Below are 23,527 nucleotides of genomic sequence, written 5' to 3' on the forward strand. Positions count from 1 at the left end.
TGTTTCTCCGGTTTCGGTCGAGACCCCGCCCGCGGCACGAAAGCCGCAGGATCGCAGATCAACGCCCGAGCGGTTGCCGGCAAGATGCAGCCTGCCGCCTTGGTGGATACTTCCTTTCCACACTTTGCCCCTCGGCCGCTCGCTCGCTGATCGGCTTCGCCGACCGCCCCTCACCCCGCCCAATCGACTTCGAACATCCCCAGCCGCTCGTAGAGCCTGACGGCGGCGGCGTTCTCCACCGTGCTGGTTTTGAGATCGACATGCTCAGCGCCCCGTGCGCGAAAGGCGGCGAAGACGTGCCACATCAGCGCTTCGGCGATGCCTCGGCCGCGCGCCTCGGGGTGGACGGCAAGGTCTTTGACGAACGCCCTCGTCCAGCACAGTGCCGCGCCCGCCAGCCGACCCTTGCTGTCGATAACCAGGAAACACAAGGCAGCGTCGAATTCCGCGTCGCTTGAAATGCGCGGCCACCATTCCTCGAACGGCCCATCGGCGCCATCGTCGAAGACGGTGGTCAGCAGCGCATGCAAAGCGAGCGCGTCGGCGGCCTCGAAGCCGCGCATGACAAAACCTTCCGGCCAGCGCGGCGGAGCAAGCGTGTCGTCGAGGATCTTGCGCAGCCTTATGTCGTTCGGTGCCGGCGGGCGCGGCTCAGGCATCTGTTCAGGCATCCGGCTGCAGGCGACGCCGACCGCGGTCGCGGCCAAGGCCGGTTTCTCCCAGCATGCCCTTGCGCTTGGCGTCGTAATAATAGCCGCTCTGGTAGAGCCGGTCGGCGCGCTTGGCGTTGCCGCCGGCCACCAGCCAGGCGCCGCGCAGATATTTCACCGCATATTTCAGATTGGTCTCGGCGTCGAACAACCCGCTCGCCGGCCCGTCATAGCCCATGCCGCGCGCCGTCGCATGCTTGATCTGCATCAGCCCCCAATGGCCGCGATTGTAGGCCTTGGGATTGAAGGTGCTCTCGCGCCTGACGACACGGCGCACCAGATCGACCGGAACCTCATAGAGGATGGCATATTTCTCGATCAGCCGCTCGATCTCGCCGCGCGGGCCCGCCGAATACTCCTTGGCAGGGCTGGTCGAAAGCAGGGCGGACGGATCCTCAGGCACGACATAGGCGGCCTGCTGAACGCCGGGCATTGTCTTGCCTGTCTCGCCGGTGATCGGCATGGCGACAGCGGCCGTCGCATAGACAGGTGGTGCGCCGGCTGACGCGGCATCGGCCGTCATGGCTGCAGGTGCAGTCGCGTCCAGCGGAGTCGGGCCGGCAAAGGCGGCCGGCTGGGCAGGCATCGCGGTGGGGTCGACAGCCAGCGCCGCCATCTGGACAGGCGCGATGCCGGACGATTCCGGCAGCACCGAAACCGTGTCGGGTAGCGCTAGCGTAAAGCCGGCATCAGCGCCTGCGGCGGTGGTTTCAGTCAGGGAAGGCACGGCCTTCGTCTGCGAGGTCGAAGTGCAGCCGCTGAGACCGGCCGCAGCGAGCATCACGCCGATCGCGGGAAAGATGATTTTTGCTGGCAAGCCGCGCTCGGGTCCGGTTCGTCTGTTAAGAAAGTCCTTACACCAGCGCCTTTGCCCCGGCAATCCGCCGCCAGTCGGGACCTCGAATGGTTTTTGGGTGGCAACACCAGCCTGAAAATGCGATATCTCGTTCTCGATATGTACTGGATTGCCATCCGTTTCTGCGGAAAGGAGCACATCATGGAAGGCACCTCTCAAGCCGTCGCCGGCCACACGGTCTTCGAAACCGTGATCGGCTTCATGGGCATCGCCTGGAGCGAGGCCGGATTGACCCGGCTCTGCCTGCCCCAGCGCAACCGCGACGCGGTGGAACGCCAGCTTTTGCGTCATGCCGGCAGTGCCGCTTCGAGCGCCCAACTGCAATGGATTAGCGAGCTGATTCTGTCGATAAAGGCCTATGCAGCCGGCGAGGACGTCGATTTCTCCGGTGTGCCGGTCGATCTCACCGGCGTCGACGATTTCCGCCTCGCCATCTACGACGCGGCGCGAAAGCTCGCTTTCGGCGAGACCACCACCTATGGCGAACTGGCCAAGCGCGCCGGGCATGCAGGGCTCGCGCGTGAGACGGGCGCCGCACTCGGCGCCAACCCGGTGCCGCTGGTCATCCCTTGCCACCGCATTCTTGCCGCCGGCGGCAAGATCGGCGGTTTTTCTGCGCCCGGCGGCTCGACCACCAAGGAAAAAATGCTGGCGATGGAAGGCGTGCGCGTCGGTCCGCCGCCTCCGGCGCAGGTCTCGTTCGGCTTCTAGGGTGTGTTGATTTTCAGGTGCTGCCGGCCTGCAAACGGCGGCTTCCTGCGCTTCCGGTGCTCACGTACCCAAAAGTACGCTCCGCTCCGGTTCTCGGAATCCACCGCTTTCGGCTCGGCCTGACGTAAATCTCAACACACCCCGGCGCAGATCTCGAAGACCTAGTTCGGAAAGATGCGCCGGCGGAAATGCCGGTCTGTTTCCACGCGCTTGCACTTGTAGACGATGCAGGACCTGGTATCGGCGCTCGGCACCGAGGCGCGTGCCCTGACCTCCCCCATGTTGCAGAAACGCTGGCTTCGCACATAGCGGTCGTAGAGCGGCAGCCCCGGCGTGCGCGTCGACTGGTAACGCAGGATGACGGCGCCTTCACGCGCGATCGTCGCCCGCACCGTACCGCAACTCATGCGGCTCGGGTCGTAGCGCGAGATCGCCTGCGCCTCGGCGGCCACCAGCGTCAGGCAGGCGGCAAAGCAGAACAGTTTTCATGGTCCTCTCCCCAAACAGGACCGGGCGCTCGAAGGCGGCGCGATCCTTCCCCGCAACGTGCGCGATAGGGATTCGACCCTCCGCAACGCGCGACGTTGCAAGGCTTTCAGGCGATTGGGGCGGCCATTGGGCAGCGCCGCATCAGCACCTTTTTTCGTGCAGTCTTGTTTTTTGCGGAGAAGCAGACTATATGAGGTCCATTGATATTTCGGCCGATCGATCCGGGCCTCGCGATATTCGCGTTTGCTGACGTCTATCCCCAAAATCTCGATACAAACCGGCTGGACTTAGGTTCGGTCAAGCTAAAGCAAACGTATAAGGACTATCGAAATGGCAACAGGTACGGTCAAGTGGTTTAATTCCACCAAGGGTTTCGGCTTCATCCAGCCTGACAGCGGCGGCGCGGACGTTTTCGTCCACATCTCTGCAGTCGAGCGCGCTGGGCTGTCGACCCTGGTCGAAGGCCAGAAGATCAACTTCGAGATCGAGCAGGACCGCCGCACTGGCAAGTCGTCCGCTGGGTCTCTGAGCAAGGCAGCCTGATTTTGCGAATGGCGCGCGCCGGGCGACAGCTCGGGGCGCGCGGCAAGTCACGGATGTAGTGACGGTCGCGCGAGAAGCGCACCGGAGCGGAAAGACACCGACAAGCCGAAGCAGCAGATTGCTGCCGGCCCGGACCAAACGCTCCCGATCAGGCTACCAAGCATGGGAAGGCGGGATTTTGTCCCGCCTTTTTGCTGTCCGGATTCCGGATGAAACAGCCACCTTGGCCTTATTGTACCAGTCATGGTATTTTTAGCCTATGAGCAAGCTCGAACAGATCGAAAAATCCGTTGCCGAACTAAGCCCTGAGGAGCTGAAGGCGTTTGCCGCCTGGTTCGAGGCGCTGCAAGCGGACATATGGGATCGGCAGATCGAAACCGACGCCAAGGCCGGCAGGCTGGATAAACTTGCCGAGCAGGCCTTGGCTGACCATCGCGCCGGCCGGACCCGGTCTCTGTGAATCATTTCGCCACTCCCTCATTCTGGGAGGCTTATGCAAAACTGCCCTCGTCGATCAGAGCAAAGGCGGACAAATGTTTCGCCAAGCTACGTTCTGATCCGTTTCACCCGTCGCTGCATTTCAAACAGGTCGGACGCTATTGGTCGGCCCGGGTTGATCTCAGCTACCGCGCCGTAGCTGTCCGCGACCACGATGACGTGATCTGGTTTTGGATCGGCACCCACTCCGAATATGACCACCTGCTGAAATAGCCGTAAGGACAGAACTACCCCAGCCATTCCATCGACACATGCCCCGGATCGGCCTCGACTCGTTTCAGCCAGGCCGCCACCGCTGGATAGGCGTCGAGCTGGAAGCCGCCCATCTCGGCCGTATGCGTATAGGCGTAGAGCGCGATGTCGGCGACGCTCAATGCCTCACCGGCAAAGAAGGCACTGCCCGCCAGATGCTTGTTCATCACGCCGAGCGCCTTGTTGCCGCGCTCCAGCGTCACCGCCAGCCGTTCCGGCGTCGCATCCTTGGCCCGTTCGGGAAAGGTGAGCAGCGCCTTGCGCACCGCGATATAGGGTTCGTGGCTGTACTGCTCGAAGAACAGCCACTGATAGGCCAGCGCCCGCTCGTATTTGTCGGCCGGCAGGTACCGAGTGCCCTCGGCGAGATAGAGCAGGATGGCGTTGGATTCGGCAAGCCGCCAGCCGTCGTCGAGTTCGAGCAGCGGCACCATGGCGTTCGGGTTCTTGGCGACATAGTCCGGCTTGCGCGTGTCGCCGGTATGCGAACTCACCTCGACATTGGTGAAGGCCATGCCCAGCTTGCCCATCAACAGGCGCGGCTTGTAGCAATTGCCGCTGTCGATCATTCCGTAGAGTATGGTCATTGGCGCTCCGCTCGCTCGTGCAACGACAGCCCTTGGGGCCTGAGTCCGGTCTCAAGGCTCTATCCCGGCGGCAACGGCTTCATCCAGTGATTTGTTTTGGCGCAACCATCAGCGCCGCTGATGGATCACCCAAACAACGGCACGACGTTATTGTCCCTGCCAAGCAGCCTGTCGATCGATAGCGGTTCCTCATCGAACAGCGTGCCGGCCAGCGCCGGCCGGGCAAGGTAAAAACCCTGCAAAAGATCGACGCCGCCGTCCAGCGCGACGCGCAGATGCGTGGATTGCTCGATGCCTTCGACCAGCACCTTGGTGCCGCGGTCGTGCAGCGCAGAGACCAGCGGCCGGAAAAACCGCTCGGCGGCGGCATGGCGGCAGAATTCCGCGAACCAGGTGCCGTCGATCTTGACGATGTCGGGCTGGACAAGCGCGACCCGTTCTTCCGTCGAATGCCCGGTGCCGAAATCGTCGATGGCGATGCGGATGCCGTCACGCCGCATCTCGCGCGCCAGGCTGACGAGCACCTTGTCGTCGGCCGCCTGTTCGGTGATTTCGCAGACCAGCATGCCGGGGTAGAGATCGAACTCGGCGAGATGCCTGGTCATCAGCCTGATCTCAGCCAGCGCTCGCCCGGGGTCATCGTTGATCAGCGGATTGTAGTTGAAGAATAGGTCGAGCCCATCGACGCCGATGTTGCGGAAGTTCCGGAGATGCAGCACCCGGCACATCGTCTCGACGAACAGGCGATCCGCCACGGGGACGCCCTCGAAAAATACGCGCGGCGCGACCGACCTGCCGGCGCGGTGCGGCTCGATCAGGCCCTCGACCGCGACGGCCTTCAAAAACCTGCCGCGCGGGGCAAAAATCGGCTGATAGGCGCTTCTCAACCGGAACGCGCCATAGACGCCGTATTCGATACCGACCTCATCGGTAAAGATTGCTTCGCCGACATTGCGCCGCCTGTCCGGCCGCCCGGTCATGGCACCGCCTTGCGCCCGAAAGCCCGTTTCGGCCGCGGCGAAGGCGAGACAGTCGCAGGCGCCTCGCCGGCATCTGGCACTGTCACCGGCATCTGCCTGTCCTTGCCGAAGGCGTGAAAGCTGGTCGGTGCAAGCTCGGGGCGCGCCAGTGCGAATCCCTGCACCATCGAGGCTCCCGATTTCTCGGCCAGTTCAAGCTGCCAGCCCTCCTCTATGCCCTCGAACACGGTGCGGATGCCTTGCTGTTCGAAACTTGCCACCATGGCGGTCAGCAGTGCGAAACCGGCGCCGGACTCCATCAGCTGCATGACCCAGCGGGCATCGAATTTGACGATGTCCGGCCGGAGCTCCTTGATGCGGTTGATGTCGGACTCGTCGGCGCCGTAGTCGTCGACGGCTATGCGAAACCCGTTGGCCCTGAGTGCCTCGACGAAATTGTAGAGCGTTTCTTGCGACGCTGATTTTTGCTCGGTCACCTCGCAGACGACGCGGTTCGCATCGATCTCAGCCTCATGCAGCACCAGCCGCATGTCGCGCAGCGCCTTGTCGGCGATGCTGCGGTCGGTGAACACCGAAGGATCGAAGTTGATGAAGATGGATGCCTCTTGCGGCAGGCAAGCGCCGGCGTTCAAAAGATGCAGCGTCCTTGTCAGCGCCTCGATATGCAGGCGGTCGACCGTCGGACAGGTGTTGAAAAAGCTCACCGGCGACTGCGGCTCGCCGTCGCGGAACGGCCGGATCAGCCCCTCGAATCCGGTGACGGACAATTTGCCGTTGCTGAAGGCGAAGATCGGCTGGAAAGCGCTCTGCAGCGTATAGATGCCCCAGACACCGCTGGCGGTGCCGTCGTCATGACGGACGATATGGGCATGCTCGATGCTGCGCGACACGGTTCCTCGCTCTGCGAGACTGGCGGAATGGGTCGTGGATCCAGCCACTCGGGGTTTTACCGCCTGCAGGTGAATTTATTGTTGCCGGATTTGCCGGGGTTTGTGATCTGGCTCATCCGACAATGCTTGCGCTTGGCGGAATGATGCGACATGAGAAGCGCCGCGGTTGGATGGACCGCCTGCATCCCCAAGGAGATAACATCGTCATGGCCTTTCTTGCTGACGTCCTTTCCCGCGTAAAGCCTTCCGCGACCATCGCGGTGACGCAGAAAGCGCGCGAGCTGAAAAACGCCGGCCGTGACGTGATTGGGTTGGGTGCCGGCGAACCGGACTTCGACACGCCGGACAACATCAAGAACGCTGCGATCGAGGCCATCCGCCGCGGCGAAACGAAATATCCTCCTGTTTCCGGCATCGTGCCGCTGCGCGAGGCGATCGCCAAAAAATTCAAGCGAGAAAACAATCTCGACTACCGGCCGGAGCAGACCATCGTCGGCACCGGCGGCAAGCAGATCCTGTTCAATGCCTTTATGGCGACGCTGAATCCCGGCGACGAGGTCATCATTCCGAGGCCGTACTGGGTCAGCTATCCCGAGATGGTGGCGATCTGCGGCGGCACCCCGGCATTTGCCGACACCTCCATCGACAACGGCTTCAAGCTGACGGCGGCGGCGTTGGAAAAGGCGATCACGCCGCGCACCAAATGGCTGTTGATGAACTCACCGTCGAACCCGTCGGGCGCCGCCTACACCGAGGCTGAATTGCGCGCGCTGGCCGACGTGCTGCTCGAACATCCCCATGTCTGGGTGCTGACCGACGACATGTACGAGCACCTGATCTACGGCGATTTCGTCTTCAGGACCATCGCCGAGGTCGAGCCGAAGCTTTATGAGCGCACGCTGACGATGAACGGCGTGTCGAAGGCCTATGCCATGACCGGCTGGCGCATCGGCTATGCGGCCGGGCCCGTGGCGCTGATCAAGGCGATGGATATGATCCAGGGCCAGCAGACCTCCGGCGCCTGCACCATTGCCCAGTGGGCATCGGTGGAGGCGCTGAACGGTTCGCAGGATTTCATTGCGAAAAACAAGGCGATCTTCCAGGCTCGGCGCGATCTCGTCGTGTCGATGCTCAACCAGGCGCGCGGCATTACATGTCCCTCGCCGGAAGGCGCCTTCTATGTCTATCCGTCCTGTGCCCAGTTGATCGGCAAGAAGACCAAAGCCGGCAAGGTGATCGACAGCGACGAAGCCTTCTGCTCGGAGCTGCTCGAGGCCGAGGGCGTCGCGGTCGTGTTCGGCTCGGCCTTCGGCCTCGGCCCGAACTTCCGCATCTCCTACGCCACATCGGAGGCGCTGCTCGAAGAGGCCTGCACACGAATCCAGCGCTTCACCGCCTCGCTGATCTGATCAGGCGCATCTCAAACACCAAAACCCTGCCGCGAGCCGGGTTTTCATCACGATAGGCACCAGCCTCATCCCCGCTGATTGGTTTCGCGTGCCGAACGTGCCTCGGCCGGCGCCAGAACGGTGACCAGAAGCCCGGCCGTGACGAACGAAACGATGGCCGCCGTCAGCATCGCCGCATGGAAACCGCCGGCATAAGCGGCTGCGAACAGATCGCGCAGGCTCTCCTCGCCCATCGCCGCATCGGCTGCGAAATCGTACCTTGAAACGGCGGCGCGGGCCACCGCTCCGGCGTTGGCGACACCGGCATTTTCAAGATGCGCCGTCAGCAGGGCTGTTGCCCGCATGCTCATCAAGGCGCCGAGCAGGGCGATGCCGATGGCGGTGCCGCCCTGGCGGGTTGCGTTGATCACCGCCGACACCATGCCCGAACGCTCGCGCGGCGCAAACGACATCGCGGCAGCGCTGCCGGTCGGGATGGACAGCGCATTGCCGAGGCCGCCGACGGCAAACAGCAGGCCGATCGTCACATGGGTTGTCGAGGGTCCAACCCAGCACATTCCCAGCATGGAAAGACCGCTCGAAAGATAGCCCGATGTCATCAGCGCCGAGTGTCCGTAGCGCTGACTGAGCCTGCCGATCGCCGGCGACACGACCATTTGGACAAGGAACAGCGGCGCCATGCGCAGGCCGGTCTGTGTCGGCGACCAGCCCTGCGCCTGCTGCAGGAACATCGAATAGAGGAAGACGCTGGTGTAGGAGGTGAGGCCGAGCGCGAACGAGGCGACATTGGCGACGGCAAAGCGAATGTCGCGGAACAGGCCAAGCGGCAGCATCGGCCGCGGCGTGCGTGCCTCGAAGACAAGGAATGCCACTAGGCCGGCGAAGCCGACGACAAGGGCGATAACAGCCTCTCGATCGCCCCAACCTTTTTCGCCTGCCGAGATCAGGCCGAAGGTCAAGGCGCCCAGCCACAGAATGCTAAGCGCCAGGCCGACAAGGTCGAGATGGGCATGCTCGGGGTGTGAAGTCTCTACGATCGAAGCCGCACCGAGCACGATCGTGGCCAGGCCGAGCGGCAGGTTGATCAGGAAAATGCTCTGCCATCCGGCGGTTTCGACCAGGATGCCGCCGAGGACCGGGCCGGCGAGCAGCGAGACAGCGGCGAACGACGCCCAGCCTCCGATAACGCCGGCACGCTCGCGACCGTCGGGAAACGCCTGCGTCAGAATCGACAGCGCACCCGGAATGATCAGCGATCCGGCTATCCCCTGCACCACCCGGCCCACCAGCAGCACCGGCAGGTTGGGCGCGATTGCACAGATGGCGGAACCGGCCACGAAAATGCCGATGCCTGCCAGCCAGGAGCGCTTGCGCCCGTAGCGGTCAGCGATCAGGCCTGCCGACAGCATGAAGGCCGACAGGCAAAGCGTGTAGGCGTCGATCACCCATTGCAGCCCGGCGAAATCGATGCCGAGCGCAAGCTGGATCGTCGGCAGCGCGACGTTGACGATGCTGATGTCGAGCAGTGCGACGAATGTGCCGAGATAGACGGCGGCAACAAGAGGCAAGCGACGCTTCGACATGTCGACTCCAAACCTGAGTATGGAAAATCACCTATAATGATCGGACGCGGCGCGCTTTTAGGTCCGATCAACGCCGCCATACTGAACGTCTGTCACCGTCTCCAGCCAGTCGGCATGGACGCCGTCGAGCGCCTCCTGCATGGCGATATGCGCCATCGCCGATTTCGGGCCGGCGCCATGCCAGTGCTTTTCCTCAGGCGCGAACGAAATGACGTCGCCGGCCCTGATCGCCTGTACCGGCTCGCCCCAGCTTTGCGCGAGGCCGGCGCCTGATATGACATAGAGCGTCTGGCCGAGCGGATGCGTATGCCAGTGGGTACGCGCGCCGGGCTCGAAACTGACGATGATGGCGCGCAGCCGCGCTGGCGCTTCCTTCTCGATGATCGGCGTCTGCCACACACGTCCGGTGAAGTACTTTTCCGGCGCAATGACGGTCGGCACGCTGCCGCAGGCAATGATTTTCATCGTCGCGAGTCCTCAAGCTGATGGCGGATCGGTCGGCGACGGCCGTTCCTTTTTGTCGCAAGAAGCAGGCACTTTCGTCCGATAACCATCATGGCGCAACCGCTTTTGCGGCTGTTCGGCGACGGGCTCTGTCGCGGGATTTGATAGGAGGCTAGGCTCGCATCCAACGGCTTCGCCGATCACGGCTCAACATCCGCGACATCAGGCGATCCTCAAATCCCCGATTCTCAAATCACTTGCCCTCCCGGCTAACCCGTGGGACGATGCCTTTGGGTAGGTGGCAAACTGAAAAAAGCCCCGCCCGCGACGGTCGACAGGCCGGCCGCCGCTCCCAGGGAAACGCCTGAGTGGAGGTCAGTCATGGGAACTCGCGCCGGAGGACGACGCACGGGACCGAAATGCATTGCCATAGTCGGTCCCTTTGCAAGCGGTAAGACGACACTTCTCGAAGCCATATTGGCCCGCACGGGCGCCATTCCCCGCCAGAATCCCGTTTCCTCGGGAAATACCGTTTCCGATCATTCGCCCGAGGCACGCGCCCACGCCATGAGCGTCGAGGCGACCTTTGCGACCACCGAATTCATGGACGAGCAACTCACCTTCGTCGATTGTCCCGGTTCCATCGAATTCTCTTTCGAGGCAGAGCCGGTGCTTGCCGCCTGCGACATCGCCGTGGTCGTCGCTGAAGCCGACGCGAAGAAGATCCCTGCCCTGCAGCTGATCATGCGCAAGCTCGACGATCTCGGCGTGCCGCGCATCATGTTCCTCAACAAGGTCGATAAGGCGATATCAGGCGTGCGCGACACGCTGAAGATGCTGCAGCCGGCAAGCTCGGTGCCGTTGCTGCTTCGCCAGATTCCGCTGCGCAAGAACGGTGTCGTCATCGGCTCGATCGATCTCGCTCTGGAGCGCGCCTACATCTATCGCGAATATGCCGAAAGCGAGGTCGCCCAGATTCCCAGCGACGACAAGGCGCGCGAGCTGGAGGCGCGCTTTTCCATGCTGGAGACACTTGCCGACCATGACGACCAGTTGATGGAGCAGCTCCTCGAAGAGATCGAGCCGCCGAAGGACGCGATCTTCGACGACCTCGCCGCCGACCTGCGTGACGGCGCGGTGACACCGGTGCTGATCGGCACCGCCGAGAAGGGCAATGGTGTGCTGCGGCTTCTAAAGACGATCCGCCACGACGCGCCTGATGTTGAAGCAACGCGCAAGCGCCTCGGTGCACCTGACGGCAATACGACCGTAGTCCAGGTGATGAAGACCATCCATACTGCGCATGGCGGCAAGCTGTCGGTCTCGCGCATCCTGTCCGGTCAGCTTGCCGACGCCTCCGAGCTGTTCCTTTCGAATGGCGCCACGGCAAAGGTGTCCGGCATCTACAGGATGCTCGGCAAGGACCAGACCAAGCTCACCTCGGCCAAGGCCGGCGACACGGTCGCGCTCGGCAAGCTGGACGACGTCACGACCGGTCAGACGCTGAGCTCGGCCAAGGGCGGCATCAAGCCGCTGGTGACGCTGGCGCCGCCGCAACCAGTCTTCGCCTTCGCGCTGCGGCCGAAGGAACGCAAGGACGAGGTGAAGATGTCCGCGGCCATCCAGCGCCTTGCCGAAGAAGATCCCTCGCTCAGCCTGCGCCACAATCAGGATTCGGCCGAAACCGTGCTGTCGGGCCATGGCGAGATGCATCTGCGCGTCGTGCGCGAGCGGCTGGAAGGCAAGAACCAGATCCCGGTCGAAGGTCATCCGCCGGCGGTGCCTTATCGAGAGACGATCCGCAAAACGGCGCAGCAGCGTGGCCGCCACAAGAAGCAGTCGGGCGGCCATGGCCAGTTCGGCGATGTGGTCATCGAGATCAAGCCGCTGCCGCGCGGCTCCGGCTTCCAGTTCACCGACACCATCACCGGCGGCGCCGTGCCGAAAACCTATATCCAGTCGGTCGAGACCGGCGTGCGTGACTATCTGAAATCCGGCCCGCTCGGCTTTCAGGTGGTCGATGTCGCGGTCAACCTGTCCGACGGCTCCTATCATGCCGTCGATTCCTCGGACATGGCCTTCCAGATGGCGGCGAAGCTGGCGATGAAGGAAGGTATGGCCGCCTGCTCGCCAGTGCTGCTCGAACCTATCATGAAGGTCGAGATCGTCACGCCGTCCGACGCCACGTCGAGGATCATCGCCCTGATCCCGCAGCGGCGCGGCCAGATCCTCGGCTACGATGCGCGGCCCGGCTGGCCGGGATGGGATGTCGTCGAGGCGACCATGCCGCAGGCCGAGATCGGCGACCTGATCATCGAGTTGCGTTCGGCCACCGCGGGCGTGGCCAGCTATCGTGCCACCTTCGACCATATGGCCGAACTCACCGGTCGCCTGGCCGATGAGGCGTTGAACGCCAATGGCAAGGCCGCCTGATACTGGATTTTGACGCCGGTATCGCAGGCTGCAGAACACAGGGAAACGGCGTCCGGAGTGATCCGGACGCCGTTTCCTTGCGGACCGTCTTCGTGGGAGGCGAAAACGGCAGGTCCGCCGCACATGCCGCCAGCGCCTGACGGCCTCAGCGGAAGAATGGTTCGGACGCGGTAGCCGCCTGAGCCCGGATCGTCCGAGTGATGCCCCCATCTCCCGCACGAACCACACCGCGTCCTATGATCTGCTTAGTCGATGATGGGCGCCTAGGATATGTTACCTGAGGTTACATGTCACTGTTACGTGACAATTTCGGTCGGCTTTCCCTGGGCGCCAGCAGGTTTCAGGCAACAAAAAAGCCGGATCAATGAAGATCCGGCTGAGTTTGATTGGAAGTGCCTGTTAAGGCTAACCTCCAGAGGGGAACACTCGAGGGCGCTAATGGGAGGAGAACGCGCCCAGGAGATGATCTATATATGTGCTCATCATGCCCAAGAAACAAGCATCTATTTTGCAACACACGCATGCAAAATGACACAGGCTGTGGTCTAACCCATTCCTTGGCCCCGTAGGACCAGCAGAATCGTCGAAATGCGGTGCACAGCCAGGCAAAAACCATCGCGAAATAGCGAATCAGAGCCAATTCTCGGCCCGGAATGCAGAAACAACGAATGACGTCGAATCAGGCAGCACGCGTTTATTTTTGCAGCAGCCGCGCATCGGCCCGAAAATTGGCATCGATGTTCGGAAAGCACGGTGCGCAGATCCAAAGTGCTAAAGCGTATTTGTGCGTCCAAGCAGGCGCACGCCGCTCTAATGCATGTCGCCCAAAAGCATGCCCTCGGGCCCGACCCGAGGGTGCGCAGTGGTTTTGGGACAACGACATGCATAAAAACAAGAACTGAAAGCGCGTCGCATGAATCCCTTTGAATCCTTCAGACGCGACGCGCTTTAGAAGGAAGCCTCGATGAGGACACGTCAGGCGATCGCCGGCAGCGCGCTATTCTTCATCGCAGCGCCCGGCGTGGTCGCGGGATTGCTGCCCTGGCTGTTGACCGATCGCTATCGTCTGCCATGGTCGACCCGGCCCGGCTTGGTCCCCGTCGGCTGGGTCCTGATTGTCGTCGCAGCGGCCTTGCTGCTTCATGCTTTCGCCCGTTTTTCCCTCGAAGGCCGGGGCACGCCCGCCCCGGTCGCGCCAACCGAGCGACTGGTTGTCGGCGGCATCTACCGCCATGTCCGCAACCCGATGTATGTGGCGGTGCTGGCGATCATCCTTGGCCAGGCGCTGCTGTTTTCGAGCTGGGCTCTCGTCGCCTATGCCGCTATCGCCGCCATCGCCATGGTCTCCTTCGTGAAGTTCTATGAGGAACCGACGCTTGCTCGGCGCTATGGCGCCGACTACGAGGCCTACCGCCGCGCCGTCCCCGGCTGGCTGCCCCGCCTGACGCCATGGCGCGGGTGAGCCGGAAAGCGGAGATGGCGCCGTTTCAGGGTGTGTTCAGGTCAGGCCGAGTCGAGAATGGTGGGTTCCGAGAAACGGAACGGAGCGGACAAGGGTCCGTAAGTACCGGAAGCGCAGGTATCAGCCGTTCGCAGGCCGGCATCACCTGAATATCGACATACCCTAATGCGTGTCGCCCAAAAGCTTGCCCTCGGGCTTGACCCGAGGGGCGCAGCGGTTTTGGGATAACGACATGCATAAAGACAAGAACCTAAGCGCGTCGCATGTATCCGTTCAAACGCGACGCGCTTTAGAACGACCAGCTGCGCGCCTTGGCGATGATAAAATCGCGGAAGACGTGCAGTTTCGCTTGGTTCTTCATCGCATCGGGATAAGCGAAATAGGTGTCGAAGGACGGCACTTCGGTCTCCGGCAGCAACTGCACCAGCCCTGAGTCCTTGCTGACCACATAGTCGGGCAGCATGGCGATGCCGGCACCACCCTGAACCGCGCGCTTGATCGACAATATGTCGTTGATCTGCAGCGTCGGCACCCTTTGCCCGCCTTCGAAATCGCCGACCGTTTCCAGCCAGTTCAATTCCGACAAATGCGCCGGCACCGGCACGCCGAAGGTGACGATGCGATGGCTCTTCAACTCGGCGATCGACGCCGGCTTGCCATACTTGTTGACGTAAGAAGGGGCGGCGTAGAGATGGAAATGCACGGTGAACAGGCGGCGCTGGATGAGATCGGGCTGCTGCGGCTGGCGCAGCCGGATCGCGCAATCCGCTCGGCGCATGGTGAGGTCGAGTTCCTCGTTCGCCAGGATCAACTGCAGGCTGATCTCAGGATAGAGCTCGATGAATTCCTGCACGCGCTCGGTCAGCCAGCCGGCACCGAGCCCCACCGTGGTCGTCACCCTGAGCACGCCGGAGGGCCGGTCCTTGGCCTCGGTCAGCCGCGATTTGATCGTCTCCAGCTTCATCAGCACGTCATGCGCCGTGCGGAACAGCATCTCACCCTGCTCGGTCAACACCAGGCCGCGGGCATGGCGATTGAACAGCGGCACGCCGACGTCATGTTCGAGCGCGCTGACCTGCCGCGAGATCGCCGATTGCGACAGATGCAGTGTCTCGGCGGCATGGGTGAACGACCCAGCTTCCGCCGCAGCGTGAAACACGCGTAGCTTGTCCCAGTCCAACGCCATGATGCCCCCGTTCTGTTTTCTGGCGTCTGAATGAAAAATCAGGCTTTTGCGCGGCTTTTCTCGGCCGCTTCCTTACTCCGCCGCTTCGCGGTGAACTTCGATCCCGGCGAGGTACTTTTCCGCCTCGAGCGCGGCCATGCAGCCGAGCCCCGCCGCCGTCACCGCCTGGCGGTAGATGTCGTCGGTCACGTCGCCGGCGGCGAACACGCCCGGCACGTCGGTGCAGGTCGAATCCGGCGCCGTCCACAGATAGCCGTTCGGCTTCTGCTTCAGCTTGCCGGCGAACAGCTCGACTGCCGGCGCATGGCCGATCGCCACGAACACGCCGTCGACCGTCAGATGCATCTCCTGGCCGGTCACCACATTGCGCAGCTTCAGCCCTTCCACCGACGGCGGCAGCGGCGTCTTGCCGGACTGGCCGGTGATCTCGTCGACGACGGTGTCCCAGATGACGCGGATATTGTCCTTCTTGAACAGCCGCTCGCTAAGGATGCGCTCGGCGCGGAAGTCGCTGCGCCGGTGGATGACCGTCACGCTCTTTGCCAGGTTGGAAAGGTAGAGCGCCTCCTCCACCGCCGAATTGCCGCCGCCGATCACCGCGACATCCTTGCCGCGATAGAAGAAGCCGTCGCAGGTGGCGCAGGCCGATACGCCGAAGCCCATGAAGGTCTGTTCGCTCGGGATGCCCAGCCATTTCGCCTGCGCACCGGTGGCGATGATCAGCGCGTCGGCGGTATAGGTGGTGCCGGAATCGCCCTTGGCACGGAACGGCCGCACATTGAGGTCGACTTCGGTGATGATGTCATTGATGACGTCGGTGCCGACATGCTCGGCCTGCTTCAACATTTGTTCCATCAGCCACGGACCCTGGATCGGATCGGCGAAGCCCGGATAGTTTTCGACGTCGGTGGTGATCACCAGCTGGCCGCCCTGCTGCAGCCCGGCGACCAGCATCGGCTTCAGCATGGCGCGGGCGGCGTAGATTGCCGCCGTATAGCCGGCGGGGCCGGAGCCGATGATGAGAACGGGTGCGTGCTTGGTGATCATGGACAGGCTTTCACAACAACCGGACGCGAATGAAGCGTCCGGCACAGGGTTCGATATCGGCCCTAATCTAGGTGTTGCAGGCGACGCCAGCAAGACGACCTGGCCTTCGTCCCCGGAAAGCTTGCCCGCAAACAGACGATCCATGAACATCTTGCGCGGCGACTGTCCGAAAATCAGCGACTGAAGGGATGGAATGGACACCAAAGTCGTTTAATTACAAAATTACGAAAGATTCTTGCGTGAAGCGCCGAAGGTATCCATGCCGCTCAAAGCCGATCTCGATGCCATCGACTGGAAAATCCTGCGCGAGCTTCAGCAAGACGGGCGCATGACCAATGTCGAGCTGTCCGGCCGCGTCGGCATTTCGGCGCCGCCATGCCTGCGTCGCGTCAGGCGGTTGGAAGAGACCGGCATCATCCGCGGCTATCGCGCCTTGCTTAATGCCCCGGCGCTCGGCCTGGATGTCGTCGCCTTCTGCCTTATCGGCCTGCATCACCAGGCCGACGCGGAGCTGAAAACCTTCGCCGAACGCACCCGCGGTTGGCCGATCGTTCGCGACGCCTGGATGGTGTCGGGCGAATCCGACTTTTTGCTGCATTGCGTGGCGAGCGACCTCGGCGCCTTCCAGACCTTCGTCATCGAGGAACTGGCCTCGGCGCCGAATGTCGACACGGTGCGGACGGCACTGACCATCCGTCGCGTCAAGGACGAGGGCCTGGTGGCTTTCAGCGAAGTGAGAATCTAATCCCGGCCGAGTTCGCCGATGGCGCCGCAGAGTTTGCTGTGATCGTTACCGGTCGTCAGTTTGCGCGTCGTGAACATGCCATCGCTAGAAGTCCGATTGGATCTGCCGTGCACCAACCAGCCCTCCCACAGCCCGGCTCGCCGTCCGGCCTCCATGTCATCGGCCTTGTCGCCGACGATGATTGACCGGCTGATATCCACGCCCAGCAGATCGCGGGCGCGCAGAAGCATGCCCGGATTGGGCTTGCGCATCGGATGATCGCCTACTGCCAGTTCACCCGTCCCGCTCGAATGGTAGGCGCAGGCGAGCACCAGATCGATCCGGCAATTCTGTGCTTCGAAAAGTGTCAGCAGCCGAGCATTGACTGCGGCGAACTCCGGCCAGCCGAAATAGCCACGGGCTATACCTGACTGGTTGGAGACCACGATCGCAGGAAGGCCGACGATGTTGGCCGTTCGGATCACCGGCAGCATCTCCGGCCGCAGCACGATGTCAGCCGGATCGCTTGGATAGCCGCTATCGACATTGATGGTGCCGTCGCGGTCGAGGAACAGCGCCGGCGTGCCAGCTGCAAAAACCGAGGTACCGATCCGCTCGACCCACAGGCCCGGCTCTTCGAGCGGGTACGGCTGCGAGGTCCTGACAGCGTCCCTATCAGCCATCACAGAGGCGCGCTTCGACCATTTCGCACAGATGATGATAGAGGCACAGATGCCCCTGCTGGATGATCGGCGTCGAGGTCGAGGGCACGTTGAGCAGGATGTCGGAGAGCGGCTTGAGCTTGCCGCCGGTGTCGCCGGTCAGGCTGATCACCGTCATGTCCATCGTGCGCGCCTGCTCGGCAGCGGCAAGGATGCTGGCCGAGTTGCCGCTGGTCGAGATGGCGAGCAGCACGGCACCCGATGCGCCATGTGCCTCGACCTGGCGTGAAAACACCGTGTCGAAGCCGTAATCATTGCCCCAGGCGGTCAGCACCGCCGCATTGGCCGGCAGCGCGATGACGTTGTAGGCCTTGCGCTCCTTCAGGAAGCGGCCGACCAGTTCACCGGCGATGTGGATGGCGTCGCTGGCCGAGCCGCCATTGCCGCAGATCAGCAGCGCCTTGCCCTGCGAAAGCGCGGCGACGACGGCGGTCACCGCCCGCTCCATCTCGCTGGTGAGGTCGCGCTCGACCGTCGCGGTGATCGCGGCCGCCGAGCGGACCAGGTATTCGTTCAGTTCGGACATGAAACCCTCAGTTTGTACTTCCGGCGCGCAACTTGCCGATGGTGCCGGTCGTGCTTTTGCCGGCGACGAGATCGACCAGCACGACGCGGCCGCCCGCCTTTTGCACGATTTCGGCGCCGACCACCTGATCGATCGTATAGTCGGCGCCCTTGACCAGTATGTCGGGCTTGAGCGCCTCGATCAGCGCGAGCGGCGTGTCCTCCTCGAAGACGACGACGGCATCGACCGAGGCAAGCGCCGCCAGCACGCAGGCGCGGTCATGCTCGTCATTGACCGGGCGCCCCGGCCCTTTCAGCCGGCGCACCGAGGCATCGCTGTTGAGGCCGAGAACCAGCCGGTCGCATTGGCTGCGCGCCGCATGCAAAAGGCTGACATGGCCGGCGTGAAGGATATCGAAGCAGCCATTGGTGAAACCGACGCTCAGGCCTTCGTCCTTCCACGTCGCCACCAGCCGTGCAGCGGCAGCGGCATCGAGAATTGCATCCTTGTGGGCAATCGGTCCATGCGAGCGAAACAGCGCCCCGGTAAGCTCTTCGACCGTCAGCCGCGCGGTACCGCGCTTTCCCACCACCACGCCACCCGCCGCGTTGGCGATGGCGGCGGCCATGATGCGGTCGGCGCCCGCGGCCAGAGCCAACGCAAACGTCGCAATGACAGTGTCGCCGGCGCCGGAAACGTCGAACACTTCCCGCGCCTGCGTAGCGATGTGGCGGGCATCGTCCGCGCCGACGACGCTCATGCCCTTTTCGCTGCGCGTCGCGACCACGAAATCGAAGCCGTGTGCCGAGATCAGCTCACGCGCCGCGGCCACGATCTCGTCATCGGCAAACACCACGCGTCCAACCGCCTCGCCAAGTTCCTTGCGATTGGGCGTGATCGCCGTCGCCCCGGCATAGCAAGCATAGTCGCGGCCCTTGGGATCGACCAGCACCGGCTTTCCCGCCTCGCGGCAGATCGAGATCAGCTCGCCGGCGACGCCGTCGAGCAATATGCCCTTGCCGTAGTCGGACAGGATAACGATGTCGGCTTGCGCGAGCGCGGCGCGGAAATGCCGGACCAGCGTTGCCCGCTCAGCGTCGCCCAGCGGCTTGATTTCCTCTTCGTCGAAGCGCAGCACCTGCTGGTTGAGCGCACTGAACCGGCTTTTCGACGAGGTCATCCGGTTCGCGTCCTGCGCGAGGCCGCCAGTCTCGACACCAAATTCGGCGAGCATGCGCAGGAGATTGTCGCCGGCCTGATCGGCGCCGATCACCGAGACCGGTATCGCGGCAGCGCCGAGCGAGACGATATTGGCGACGACATTGCCGGCGCCGCCCATCGCCGACGTTTCGCCACGCCCGCGCAGCACCGGAATGGGCGCTTCCGGCGAAATCCGCTCGATGACGCCGTTGACGAAACGGTCGCGGATGAAGTCGCCGACCACCAGCACCGTGACGTTGCCGAACCGCGAGATGGCGCGGTGAAGGGGTTCGGGAGAAGGCAGGTATTGCTCGCTCATGTCATCCGCGACGTGCAATGAGAGCCGGTCCCGATGCTGTGAAAACGCTGGACTGGCAGGGCTGATCGTTCATGGCGAAGCCGATATACCGCAATTCGGCTCAGCGCAACGGCAGCCACCGAACGGCCCACAGCCATCGCCGGTTGGCGGATCAGCTTTTCTGCAAAGCCACATGGACGCCCAATCCGACGAGCACCGCACCGCCCGCACGCCGCATGAGGCGCTGTGCGTGGCTCGAACGCCGTAGCCTGGTGATCAGCGCACCCGCCAGCACCACGCACATGACATCCGCCGAGGAGAACATCAGATTGACGATCGTCCCGAGGACGAGGAATTGGAGCCAGACGGGAAACGTCGCCGACGCGTCGATGAATTGCGGCAGGAACGCCATGAAGAAGATTGCAGTCTTGGGATTGAGCACCTCGACGGTGATACTCTCGAAAAAGGCGCGGCTGGCGGATTTCGGCTCAATGCCTGAGATAACAGTATCGTCTTGCGCCCTGGCGCGGAACAGCGACACACCCAGCCAGATCAGATAGAGCGCGCCAGCCAGCTTGACTGCGATGTAGAGCGTCGGTACGGCGTGGAAAAGCACGGACAACCCGGCAGCGGCGGCGACGACGTGCACATAGCCGCCAAGATGGATCCCCAACGCCGCCGTCAGGCCGGACCAGCGGCCGCGCGCCATGGTTTGCGCGGCAGCGTAAAGCATCGCCGGACCGGGAATGTAGGCAAAGATTGCCGTGGTGGCGAAGAAGGCGATAAGCAGTTCGGTCGACGGCATTGCCTTGCTCCTGTCGCGCTTCGCCGGTGATCGCCGACTGAAGCGAAAGCTTTGCGGCGGCACTGTGGCGCTCACCCAACCGCCGGATTGCGACCTGCTTTATCGACAGCCCCGCCAGCCTCCCCTATAAGGGCCGGAATCGGCACAAGATACCAGAGGCTTTCATGATCATCGTCACGGGCGGCGCCGGCATGATCGGCTCCAACATCGTCGCCGCCCTTAACGCCGAAGGGATCAGCGACATCCTCGTCGTCGACGACCTGACCGACGGCCACAAGATCGCCAATCTCGCCGACCTGCAGATCGCCGATTATCTCGACAAGGACGATTTCCTGCCGCGGATGGAGGCCGGAGACCTCGGCCGCATCGAGGCCGTCTTCCACCAGGGCGCCTGCTCGACCACCACCGAATGGAACGGCAAGTTCATGATGGAGGTGAACTACGCTTATTCGAAGCGGCTGCTGCATGCCTGCCTGGCGCTGCGGGTGCCTTTCCTCTATGCCTCCTCAGCCTCGGTCTATGGCGGCGGAGCCGAGTTTCGCGAGGAGCCGGAATGCGAACGCCCGCTCAATGTCTATGCCTATTCAAAGAAGCTGTTCGACGACTACGTCCGCCGCACCGTCTTCGATACCGATCATTCGCCGGTGGCGGGCCTGCGCTATTTCAACGTCTATGGGCCACGCGAGGCGCACAAGGGCACCATGGCCTCGGTCGCCTTCCACCTGTTCAATCAGGTCGAGCAAGGCCAGAACCCGAAACTGTTCGGCGCCTATGACGGTTTTGGACCTGGCGAGCAGAGCCGCGATTTCATCCATGTCGGCGACGTTGCCGACGTCAACCTGTGGTTGTGGAAACGGGGCTCAAGCGGCATCTTCAACTGCGGCACCGGCCGTGCCCAGCCGTTCCGCGCCATTGCCGAAACGGTGATCGGCACGCTCGGCAAAGGCGAGATCGAGTTCATCGACTTCCCTGACCACCTCAAGGGCAGCTACCAGAGTTTTACGCAAGCTGATATGTCCCGGTTGCGCGCTGCCGGTTACAATGGTCAGTTTCGCACAGTGGAAACCGGCGTCAGAGACTATGTCGAATGGCTGAAAGCCCAACGATCCTCGTGATCGGCCCACGCTGGGTGGGCGACATGGTGATGGCGCAGTGCCTGTTCTCGGCACTGAGAGAGCTTCACCCGAACGCCGCGATCGACGTGCTGGCCCCGGCATGGGCGGCGCCACTGGTCAAGCGCATGCCCGAAATACGCCAGCAGATCGATCTGCCGCTGAAATCCGGCGCGCTGGAATTCCGCATGCGAAGGCGCTTCGGCCGCCTGCTGCGCGGCCACTACGACATCGCCTATGTCATGCCTGGAAGCTGGAAATCGGCGCTTGTCCCGTTCTTTGCCCGCATTCCGCGCCGCGTCGGCCATCTCAAGGAAATGCGCTACGGGCTGCTGACCGATATCGTCCCCTTGCCCGACAATGTGAAACGGCGCACGGCGCAGGCCTATTTCGGCCTCGCGCAAGGCGGCACGTTCCGTGCTCCCAAGCTCGCTGTCGACACGAAAAACCAGGCGGCATTGCTGGGTCGCTTCGGGCTGGAGGCGGAAAAATTCGTCGCGCTGATGCCCGGCGCCGAATTCGGCCCGGCCAAACGCTGGCCGAGCGAACGCTATGCCGGCCTTGCCCTCGACATGATGGCGAAAGGTTTTGAGGTCGCGCTGTTCGGATCGAAGAACGACGCCGACGTGACGGCGGAAATCGCCACGCTTGCCCCAGGCGTTGTCGACCTCGCCGGCCAGACGCGGCTGGAGGACGCCATCGACCTGATCGCCGCGGCCAGGCTTGCGGTGTCGAACGACAGTGGGCTGATGCATGTTGCCGCCGCGGTCGGCACGCCGATCGTAACCGTCTACGGCTCGACCTCGCCGCAGAATACGCCGCCGCTCGCCGAGCAGCGCGAACTGGTCTGGCTCGGCCTGTCCTGTTCGCCCTGCCACCGGAAAATCTGTCCGCTCGGCCATCTCAACTGCCTAAACACGCTTGAGGTGGCACAGGTCGCGGCAGCAGCGGAACGGCTGCTGGAAATGCCGGCCGCCGCATGAAGGTGCTCATCGTCAAGACATCCTCGATGGGTGACGTCATCCACACCTTTCCGGCCGTCGAGGATGCGCGCCGCAACCAGCCGGATGTGTCGTTCGACTGGTGTGTGGAAGAGGTTTTTGCCGGCATCGTGGCGCTGCATCCGGCGATCGCAACCATTCACACCGTGGCGATCCGGCGCTGGCGCACAAGCCCGCTCGGCCGCAGCACATGGCGCGAGGCGGCGCCACTGCGCCGCGCCTTGCGGGATTGCCGCTACGATCTCGTCATCGACGCGCAAGGATTGCTGAAGTCGGCCCTGGTGGCAAAACTGGCTGCGGCGCCGATCGCCGGCTTCGACCGGTCGAGCGCCCGCGAGCCTTCGGCGACTTTGTTCTACGACCGCCGCTATGCCGTATCGGGCGATCTGCACGCCATCGAACGCACCAGGCGGCTGTTCGGGCTGGCGCTCGGCTATGAACCGGATTTTTCCGGGCTCGAATCCGGCATCGTGCCGCCGGCCGGCGGTTCGACCTTTGTCGACGAAAAAACCGCTTTCCTGCTGCACGGCACCAGCCGCGAGGACAAGAAATGGCCGGTCGGCGACTGGATCGAGACTACCCGGCTTCTCGTGGAAAGAGGAATGACGCCGGTCACCACCTGGTCTAACGACAGTGAAAAGGCGGTTGCCGAGGCGATCGCCGAGGCCGTCCCGCAAACCGTGCTGGTGCCGAAATCACTGCTTTCTGAGATCGCCGCGATCATCGGCCGGTCGGCGCTGGTCATCGGCGCCGACACCGGCCTCACCCACCTCGCCAGCGCCTTCGGCCTGCCGACGGTCGCCGTGTTTCTGGCGACAGAACCCGGCCTGACCGGCCCGCGCGGACCGTTCTCGTCAACGCTGCTGGCCGCGCCCGGCAGCCGTATCGCGCCGGTGGAGGTGGTGGCGGAAGCTGAGAAGTTGCTGGCGCTCAAATGGCGGGCCGCGACATAGACCTTTTCAGAATTCGCTCTGGCGAGTCGAATAGCGTGGTTTTCGAGAACCGGAGCGGAGCGTACTTAAAGTACGTGAGCTTCGCGCATGACCCCGAAAATCGGAATAGATTTTCGGAAAGGATCAT

The 23,527-nt window shown here is 63.0% G+C and carries 25 protein-coding genes; 11 read left to right on the forward strand and 14 right to left on the reverse strand.

Going from position 1 to position 23,527, the window contains the following annotated elements; translation table 11 throughout:
* Positions 1-170 precede the first annotated feature (170 nt).
* Both BQ8482_RS15325 and BQ8482_RS15330 read right to left on the reverse strand, forming a co-directional pair.
* A complete protein-coding gene (locus BQ8482_RS15325; RefSeq protein WP_123148543.1) occupies positions 171-659 on the reverse strand; it encodes a GNAT family N-acetyltransferase in 489 nt (162 codons plus the stop codon).
* Between the two features lie 4 nt (positions 660-663).
* Positions 664-1,527 carry a lytic transglycosylase domain-containing protein gene (locus BQ8482_RS15330; protein WP_123148385.1) on the reverse strand — a complete coding sequence of 288 codons (864 nt, stop codon included), beginning with the start codon at positions 1,525-1,527 and terminating at the stop codon, positions 664-666.
* 180 nt (positions 1,528-1,707) lie between these two features.
* On the opposite strand from BQ8482_RS15330, the gene BQ8482_RS15335 reads away from it, so the two are divergent.
* Positions 1,708-2,277, forward strand: a complete 570-nt coding sequence (locus tag BQ8482_RS15335; RefSeq protein WP_123148544.1) for a methylated-DNA--[protein]-cysteine S-methyltransferase — start codon at positions 1,708-1,710, stop codon at positions 2,275-2,277.
* Between the two features lie 161 nt (positions 2,278-2,438).
* Here the strand turns inward: BQ8482_RS15335 and BQ8482_RS15340 are convergent, their stop codons facing one another.
* Positions 2,439-2,729 carry a hypothetical protein gene (locus tag BQ8482_RS15340; RefSeq protein WP_425294104.1) on the reverse strand — a complete coding sequence of 97 codons (291 nt, stop codon included), beginning with the start codon at positions 2,727-2,729 and terminating at the stop codon, positions 2,439-2,441.
* Positions 2,730-3,096: 367 nt separating this feature from the next.
* On the opposite strand from BQ8482_RS15340, the gene BQ8482_RS15345 reads away from it, so the two are divergent.
* The 3 genes from BQ8482_RS15345 to BQ8482_RS15355 all read left to right on the forward strand — a co-directional run bounded on the left by BQ8482_RS15345 (position 3,097) and on the right by BQ8482_RS15355 (position 4,020).
* The gene (locus BQ8482_RS15345) at positions 3,097-3,309 is read left to right on the forward strand and encodes a cold-shock protein (RefSeq protein WP_023678332.1); all 213 of its coding nucleotides are present in this window, start codon (positions 3,097-3,099) and stop codon (positions 3,307-3,309) included.
* Positions 3,310-3,568: 259 nt separating this feature from the next.
* On the forward strand, positions 3,569-3,769 hold the full coding sequence (locus tag BQ8482_RS15350) for a hypothetical protein (protein WP_123148387.1): 201 nt from the start codon (positions 3,569-3,571) through the stop codon (positions 3,767-3,769).
* Positions 3,766-4,020 (forward strand): type II toxin-antitoxin system RelE family toxin, encoded by a 255-nt coding sequence (locus BQ8482_RS15355; protein ID WP_123148388.1) that lies wholly within the window; start codon positions 3,766-3,768, stop codon positions 4,018-4,020. Before BQ8482_RS15350 ends, BQ8482_RS15355 begins: the two co-directional genes overlap by 4 nt.
* A 14-nt stretch (positions 4,021-4,034) precedes the next feature.
* Here BQ8482_RS15355 and BQ8482_RS15360 read toward each other — a convergent pair whose 3' ends face one another.
* The 3 genes from BQ8482_RS15360 to BQ8482_RS15370 form a co-directional block, all read right to left on the reverse strand.
* Positions 4,035-4,646, reverse strand: coding sequence for a glutathione S-transferase family protein (locus BQ8482_RS15360; protein WP_123148389.1), 612 nt, complete (start codon positions 4,644-4,646; stop codon positions 4,035-4,037).
* A gap of 125 nt (positions 4,647-4,771) precedes the next feature.
* Positions 4,772-5,626, reverse strand: a complete 855-nt coding sequence (locus BQ8482_RS15365) for an EAL domain-containing protein (RefSeq protein ID WP_123148390.1) — start codon at positions 5,624-5,626, stop codon at positions 4,772-4,774.
* Positions 5,623-6,516 carry an EAL domain-containing protein gene (locus BQ8482_RS15370; protein WP_123148391.1) on the reverse strand — a complete coding sequence of 298 codons (894 nt, stop codon included), beginning with the start codon at positions 6,514-6,516 and terminating at the stop codon, positions 5,623-5,625. The genes BQ8482_RS15365 and BQ8482_RS15370 overlap by 4 nt, the downstream gene beginning before the upstream one ends.
* Before the next feature lie 206 nt (positions 6,517-6,722).
* Here BQ8482_RS15370 and BQ8482_RS15375 point away from each other — a divergent pair, with 206 nt between their 5' ends.
* Complete coding sequence (locus BQ8482_RS15375; protein WP_123148545.1) at positions 6,723-7,925, forward strand: pyridoxal phosphate-dependent aminotransferase; 1,203 nt, start codon at positions 6,723-6,725, stop codon at positions 7,923-7,925.
* Between the two features lie 65 nt (positions 7,926-7,990).
* Here BQ8482_RS15375 and BQ8482_RS15380 read toward each other — a convergent pair whose 3' ends face one another.
* Positions 7,991-9,508 carry a DHA2 family efflux MFS transporter permease subunit gene (locus BQ8482_RS15380; protein ID WP_123148392.1) on the reverse strand — a complete coding sequence of 506 codons (1,518 nt, stop codon included), beginning with the start codon at positions 9,506-9,508 and terminating at the stop codon, positions 7,991-7,993.
* A 57-nt stretch (positions 9,509-9,565) separates the two neighbouring features.
* On the reverse strand, positions 9,566-9,973 hold the full coding sequence (locus BQ8482_RS15385; RefSeq protein ID WP_123148393.1) for a (R)-mandelonitrile lyase: 408 nt from the start codon (positions 9,971-9,973) through the stop codon (positions 9,566-9,568).
* Between the two features lie 360 nt (positions 9,974-10,333).
* Between BQ8482_RS15385 and BQ8482_RS15390 the strand changes: the two genes are divergently transcribed.
* Both BQ8482_RS15390 and BQ8482_RS15395 read left to right on the forward strand, forming a co-directional pair.
* Entirely contained in the window at positions 10,334-12,385 is a 2,052-nt protein-coding gene (locus tag BQ8482_RS15390; protein WP_123148394.1) for an elongation factor G, read from the forward strand.
* 964 nt (positions 12,386-13,349) lie between these two features.
* Positions 13,350-13,847 (forward strand): methyltransferase family protein, encoded by a 498-nt coding sequence (locus BQ8482_RS15395; protein ID WP_123148395.1) that lies wholly within the window; start codon positions 13,350-13,352, stop codon positions 13,845-13,847.
* Between the two features lie 289 nt (positions 13,848-14,136).
* Here the strand turns inward: BQ8482_RS15395 and BQ8482_RS15400 are convergent, their stop codons facing one another.
* Both BQ8482_RS15400 and trxB read right to left on the reverse strand, forming a co-directional pair.
* A complete protein-coding gene (locus BQ8482_RS15400) occupies positions 14,137-15,033 on the reverse strand; it encodes a LysR family transcriptional regulator (protein ID WP_023799796.1) in 897 nt (298 codons plus the stop codon).
* Between the two features lie 72 nt (positions 15,034-15,105).
* Entirely contained in the window at positions 15,106-16,080 is a 975-nt protein-coding gene (trxB, locus tag BQ8482_RS15405; protein WP_123148546.1) for a thioredoxin-disulfide reductase, read from the reverse strand.
* Positions 16,081-16,339: 259 nt separating this feature from the next.
* Between trxB and BQ8482_RS15410 the strand changes: the two genes are divergently transcribed.
* Positions 16,340-16,825: an Lrp/AsnC family transcriptional regulator gene (locus BQ8482_RS15410; protein WP_095491530.1), complete on the forward strand. Its 486-nt coding sequence runs from the start codon at positions 16,340-16,342 to the stop codon at positions 16,823-16,825.
* Here BQ8482_RS15410 and BQ8482_RS15415 read toward each other — a convergent pair.
* From BQ8482_RS15415 to BQ8482_RS15430, 4 genes are all read right to left on the reverse strand, one after another.
* A complete protein-coding gene (locus BQ8482_RS15415) occupies positions 16,822-17,487 on the reverse strand; it encodes a D-glycero-alpha-D-manno-heptose-1,7-bisphosphate 7-phosphatase (RefSeq protein WP_123148396.1) in 666 nt (221 codons plus the stop codon). The two genes, BQ8482_RS15410 and BQ8482_RS15415, sit on opposite strands and share 4 nt — an antisense overlap.
* A complete protein-coding gene (locus BQ8482_RS15420; protein ID WP_123148397.1) occupies positions 17,480-18,052 on the reverse strand; it encodes a D-sedoheptulose-7-phosphate isomerase in 573 nt (190 codons plus the stop codon). The genes BQ8482_RS15415 and BQ8482_RS15420 overlap by 8 nt, the downstream gene beginning before the upstream one ends.
* Positions 18,053-18,059: 7 nt before the next feature.
* A complete protein-coding gene (rfaE1, locus tag BQ8482_RS15425; RefSeq protein WP_123148398.1) occupies positions 18,060-19,550 on the reverse strand; it encodes a D-glycero-beta-D-manno-heptose-7-phosphate kinase in 1,491 nt (496 codons plus the stop codon).
* Positions 19,551-19,701: 151 nt separating this feature from the next.
* Complete coding sequence (locus tag BQ8482_RS15430) at positions 19,702-20,334, reverse strand: LysE family translocator (RefSeq protein WP_123148399.1); 633 nt, start codon at positions 20,332-20,334, stop codon at positions 19,702-19,704.
* A 164-nt stretch (positions 20,335-20,498) separates the two neighbouring features.
* Here BQ8482_RS15430 and rfaD point away from each other — a divergent pair, with 164 nt between their 5' ends.
* Genes rfaD through waaC form a run of 3 tightly spaced genes read left to right on the forward strand, consistent with a single transcriptional unit; the run spans position 20,499 to position 23,400 of the window.
* Positions 20,499-21,449, forward strand: a complete 951-nt coding sequence (gene rfaD / locus BQ8482_RS15435; RefSeq protein ID WP_123148400.1) for an ADP-glyceromanno-heptose 6-epimerase — start codon at positions 20,499-20,501, stop codon at positions 21,447-21,449.
* Positions 21,422-22,429 carry a lipopolysaccharide heptosyltransferase II gene (waaF, locus tag BQ8482_RS15440; protein WP_123148401.1) on the forward strand — a complete coding sequence of 336 codons (1,008 nt, stop codon included), beginning with the start codon at positions 21,422-21,424 and terminating at the stop codon, positions 22,427-22,429. Before rfaD ends, waaF begins: the two co-directional genes overlap by 28 nt.
* Positions 22,426-23,400, forward strand: a complete 975-nt coding sequence (gene waaC, locus BQ8482_RS15445; RefSeq protein ID WP_123148402.1) for a lipopolysaccharide heptosyltransferase I — start codon at positions 22,426-22,428, stop codon at positions 23,398-23,400. Before waaF ends, waaC begins: the two co-directional genes overlap by 4 nt.
* Positions 23,401-23,527 lie beyond the last annotated feature (127 nt).

The sequence above is a fragment of the Mesorhizobium delmotii genome, assembly GCF_900149755.1.
Lineage (GTDB): Bacteria > Pseudomonadota > Alphaproteobacteria > Rhizobiales > Rhizobiaceae > Mesorhizobium > Mesorhizobium delmotii.

Coding starts and splice junctions, on each gene's coding strand:
- BQ8482_RS15395 (WP_123148395.1), top strand. CDS start 13,350: ATGAGGACACGTCAGGCGATCGCCGGCAGCGCGCTATTCTTCATCGCA.
- rfaE1 (WP_123148398.1), bottom strand. CDS start 19,550: ATGAGCGAGCAATACCTGCCTTCTCCCGAACCCCTTCACCGCGCCATC.
- BQ8482_RS15400 (WP_023799796.1), bottom strand. CDS start 15,033: ATGGCGTTGGACTGGGACAAGCTACGCGTGTTTCACGCTGCGGCGGAA.
- BQ8482_RS15360 (WP_123148389.1), bottom strand. CDS start 4,646: ATGACCATACTCTACGGAATGATCGACAGCGGCAATTGCTACAAGCCG.
- BQ8482_RS15385 (WP_123148393.1), bottom strand. CDS start 9,973: ATGAAAATCATTGCCTGCGGCAGCGTGCCGACCGTCATTGCGCCGGAA.
- BQ8482_RS15430 (WP_123148399.1), bottom strand. CDS start 20,334: ATGCCGTCGACCGAACTGCTTATCGCCTTCTTCGCCACCACGGCAATC.
- BQ8482_RS15390 (WP_123148394.1), top strand. CDS start 10,334: ATGGGAACTCGCGCCGGAGGACGACGCACGGGACCGAAATGCATTGCC.
- waaC (WP_123148402.1), top strand. CDS start 22,426: ATGAAGGTGCTCATCGTCAAGACATCCTCGATGGGTGACGTCATCCAC.
- BQ8482_RS15415 (WP_123148396.1), bottom strand. CDS start 17,487: ATGGCTGATAGGGACGCTGTCAGGACCTCGCAGCCGTACCCGCTCGAA.
- BQ8482_RS15380 (WP_123148392.1), bottom strand. CDS start 9,508: ATGTCGAAGCGTCGCTTGCCTCTTGTTGCCGCCGTCTATCTCGGCACA.
- trxB (WP_123148546.1), bottom strand. CDS start 16,080: ATGATCACCAAGCACGCACCCGTTCTCATCATCGGCTCCGGCCCCGCC.
- BQ8482_RS15345 (WP_023678332.1), top strand. CDS start 3,097: ATGGCAACAGGTACGGTCAAGTGGTTTAATTCCACCAAGGGTTTCGGC.
- BQ8482_RS15420 (WP_123148397.1), bottom strand. CDS start 18,052: ATGTCCGAACTGAACGAATACCTGGTCCGCTCGGCGGCCGCGATCACC.
- waaF (WP_123148401.1), top strand. CDS start 21,422: ATGGCTGAAAGCCCAACGATCCTCGTGATCGGCCCACGCTGGGTGGGC.
- BQ8482_RS15350 (WP_123148387.1), top strand. CDS start 3,569: ATGAGCAAGCTCGAACAGATCGAAAAATCCGTTGCCGAACTAAGCCCT.
- BQ8482_RS15365 (WP_123148390.1), bottom strand. CDS start 5,626: ATGACCGGGCGGCCGGACAGGCGGCGCAATGTCGGCGAAGCAATCTTT.
- BQ8482_RS15325 (WP_123148543.1), bottom strand. CDS start 659: ATGCCTGAGCCGCGCCCGCCGGCACCGAACGACATAAGGCTGCGCAAG.
- BQ8482_RS15375 (WP_123148545.1), top strand. CDS start 6,723: ATGGCCTTTCTTGCTGACGTCCTTTCCCGCGTAAAGCCTTCCGCGACC.
- rfaD (WP_123148400.1), top strand. CDS start 20,499: ATGATCATCGTCACGGGCGGCGCCGGCATGATCGGCTCCAACATCGTC.
- BQ8482_RS15335 (WP_123148544.1), top strand. CDS start 1,708: ATGGAAGGCACCTCTCAAGCCGTCGCCGGCCACACGGTCTTCGAAACC.
- BQ8482_RS15410 (WP_095491530.1), top strand. CDS start 16,340: ATGCCGCTCAAAGCCGATCTCGATGCCATCGACTGGAAAATCCTGCGC.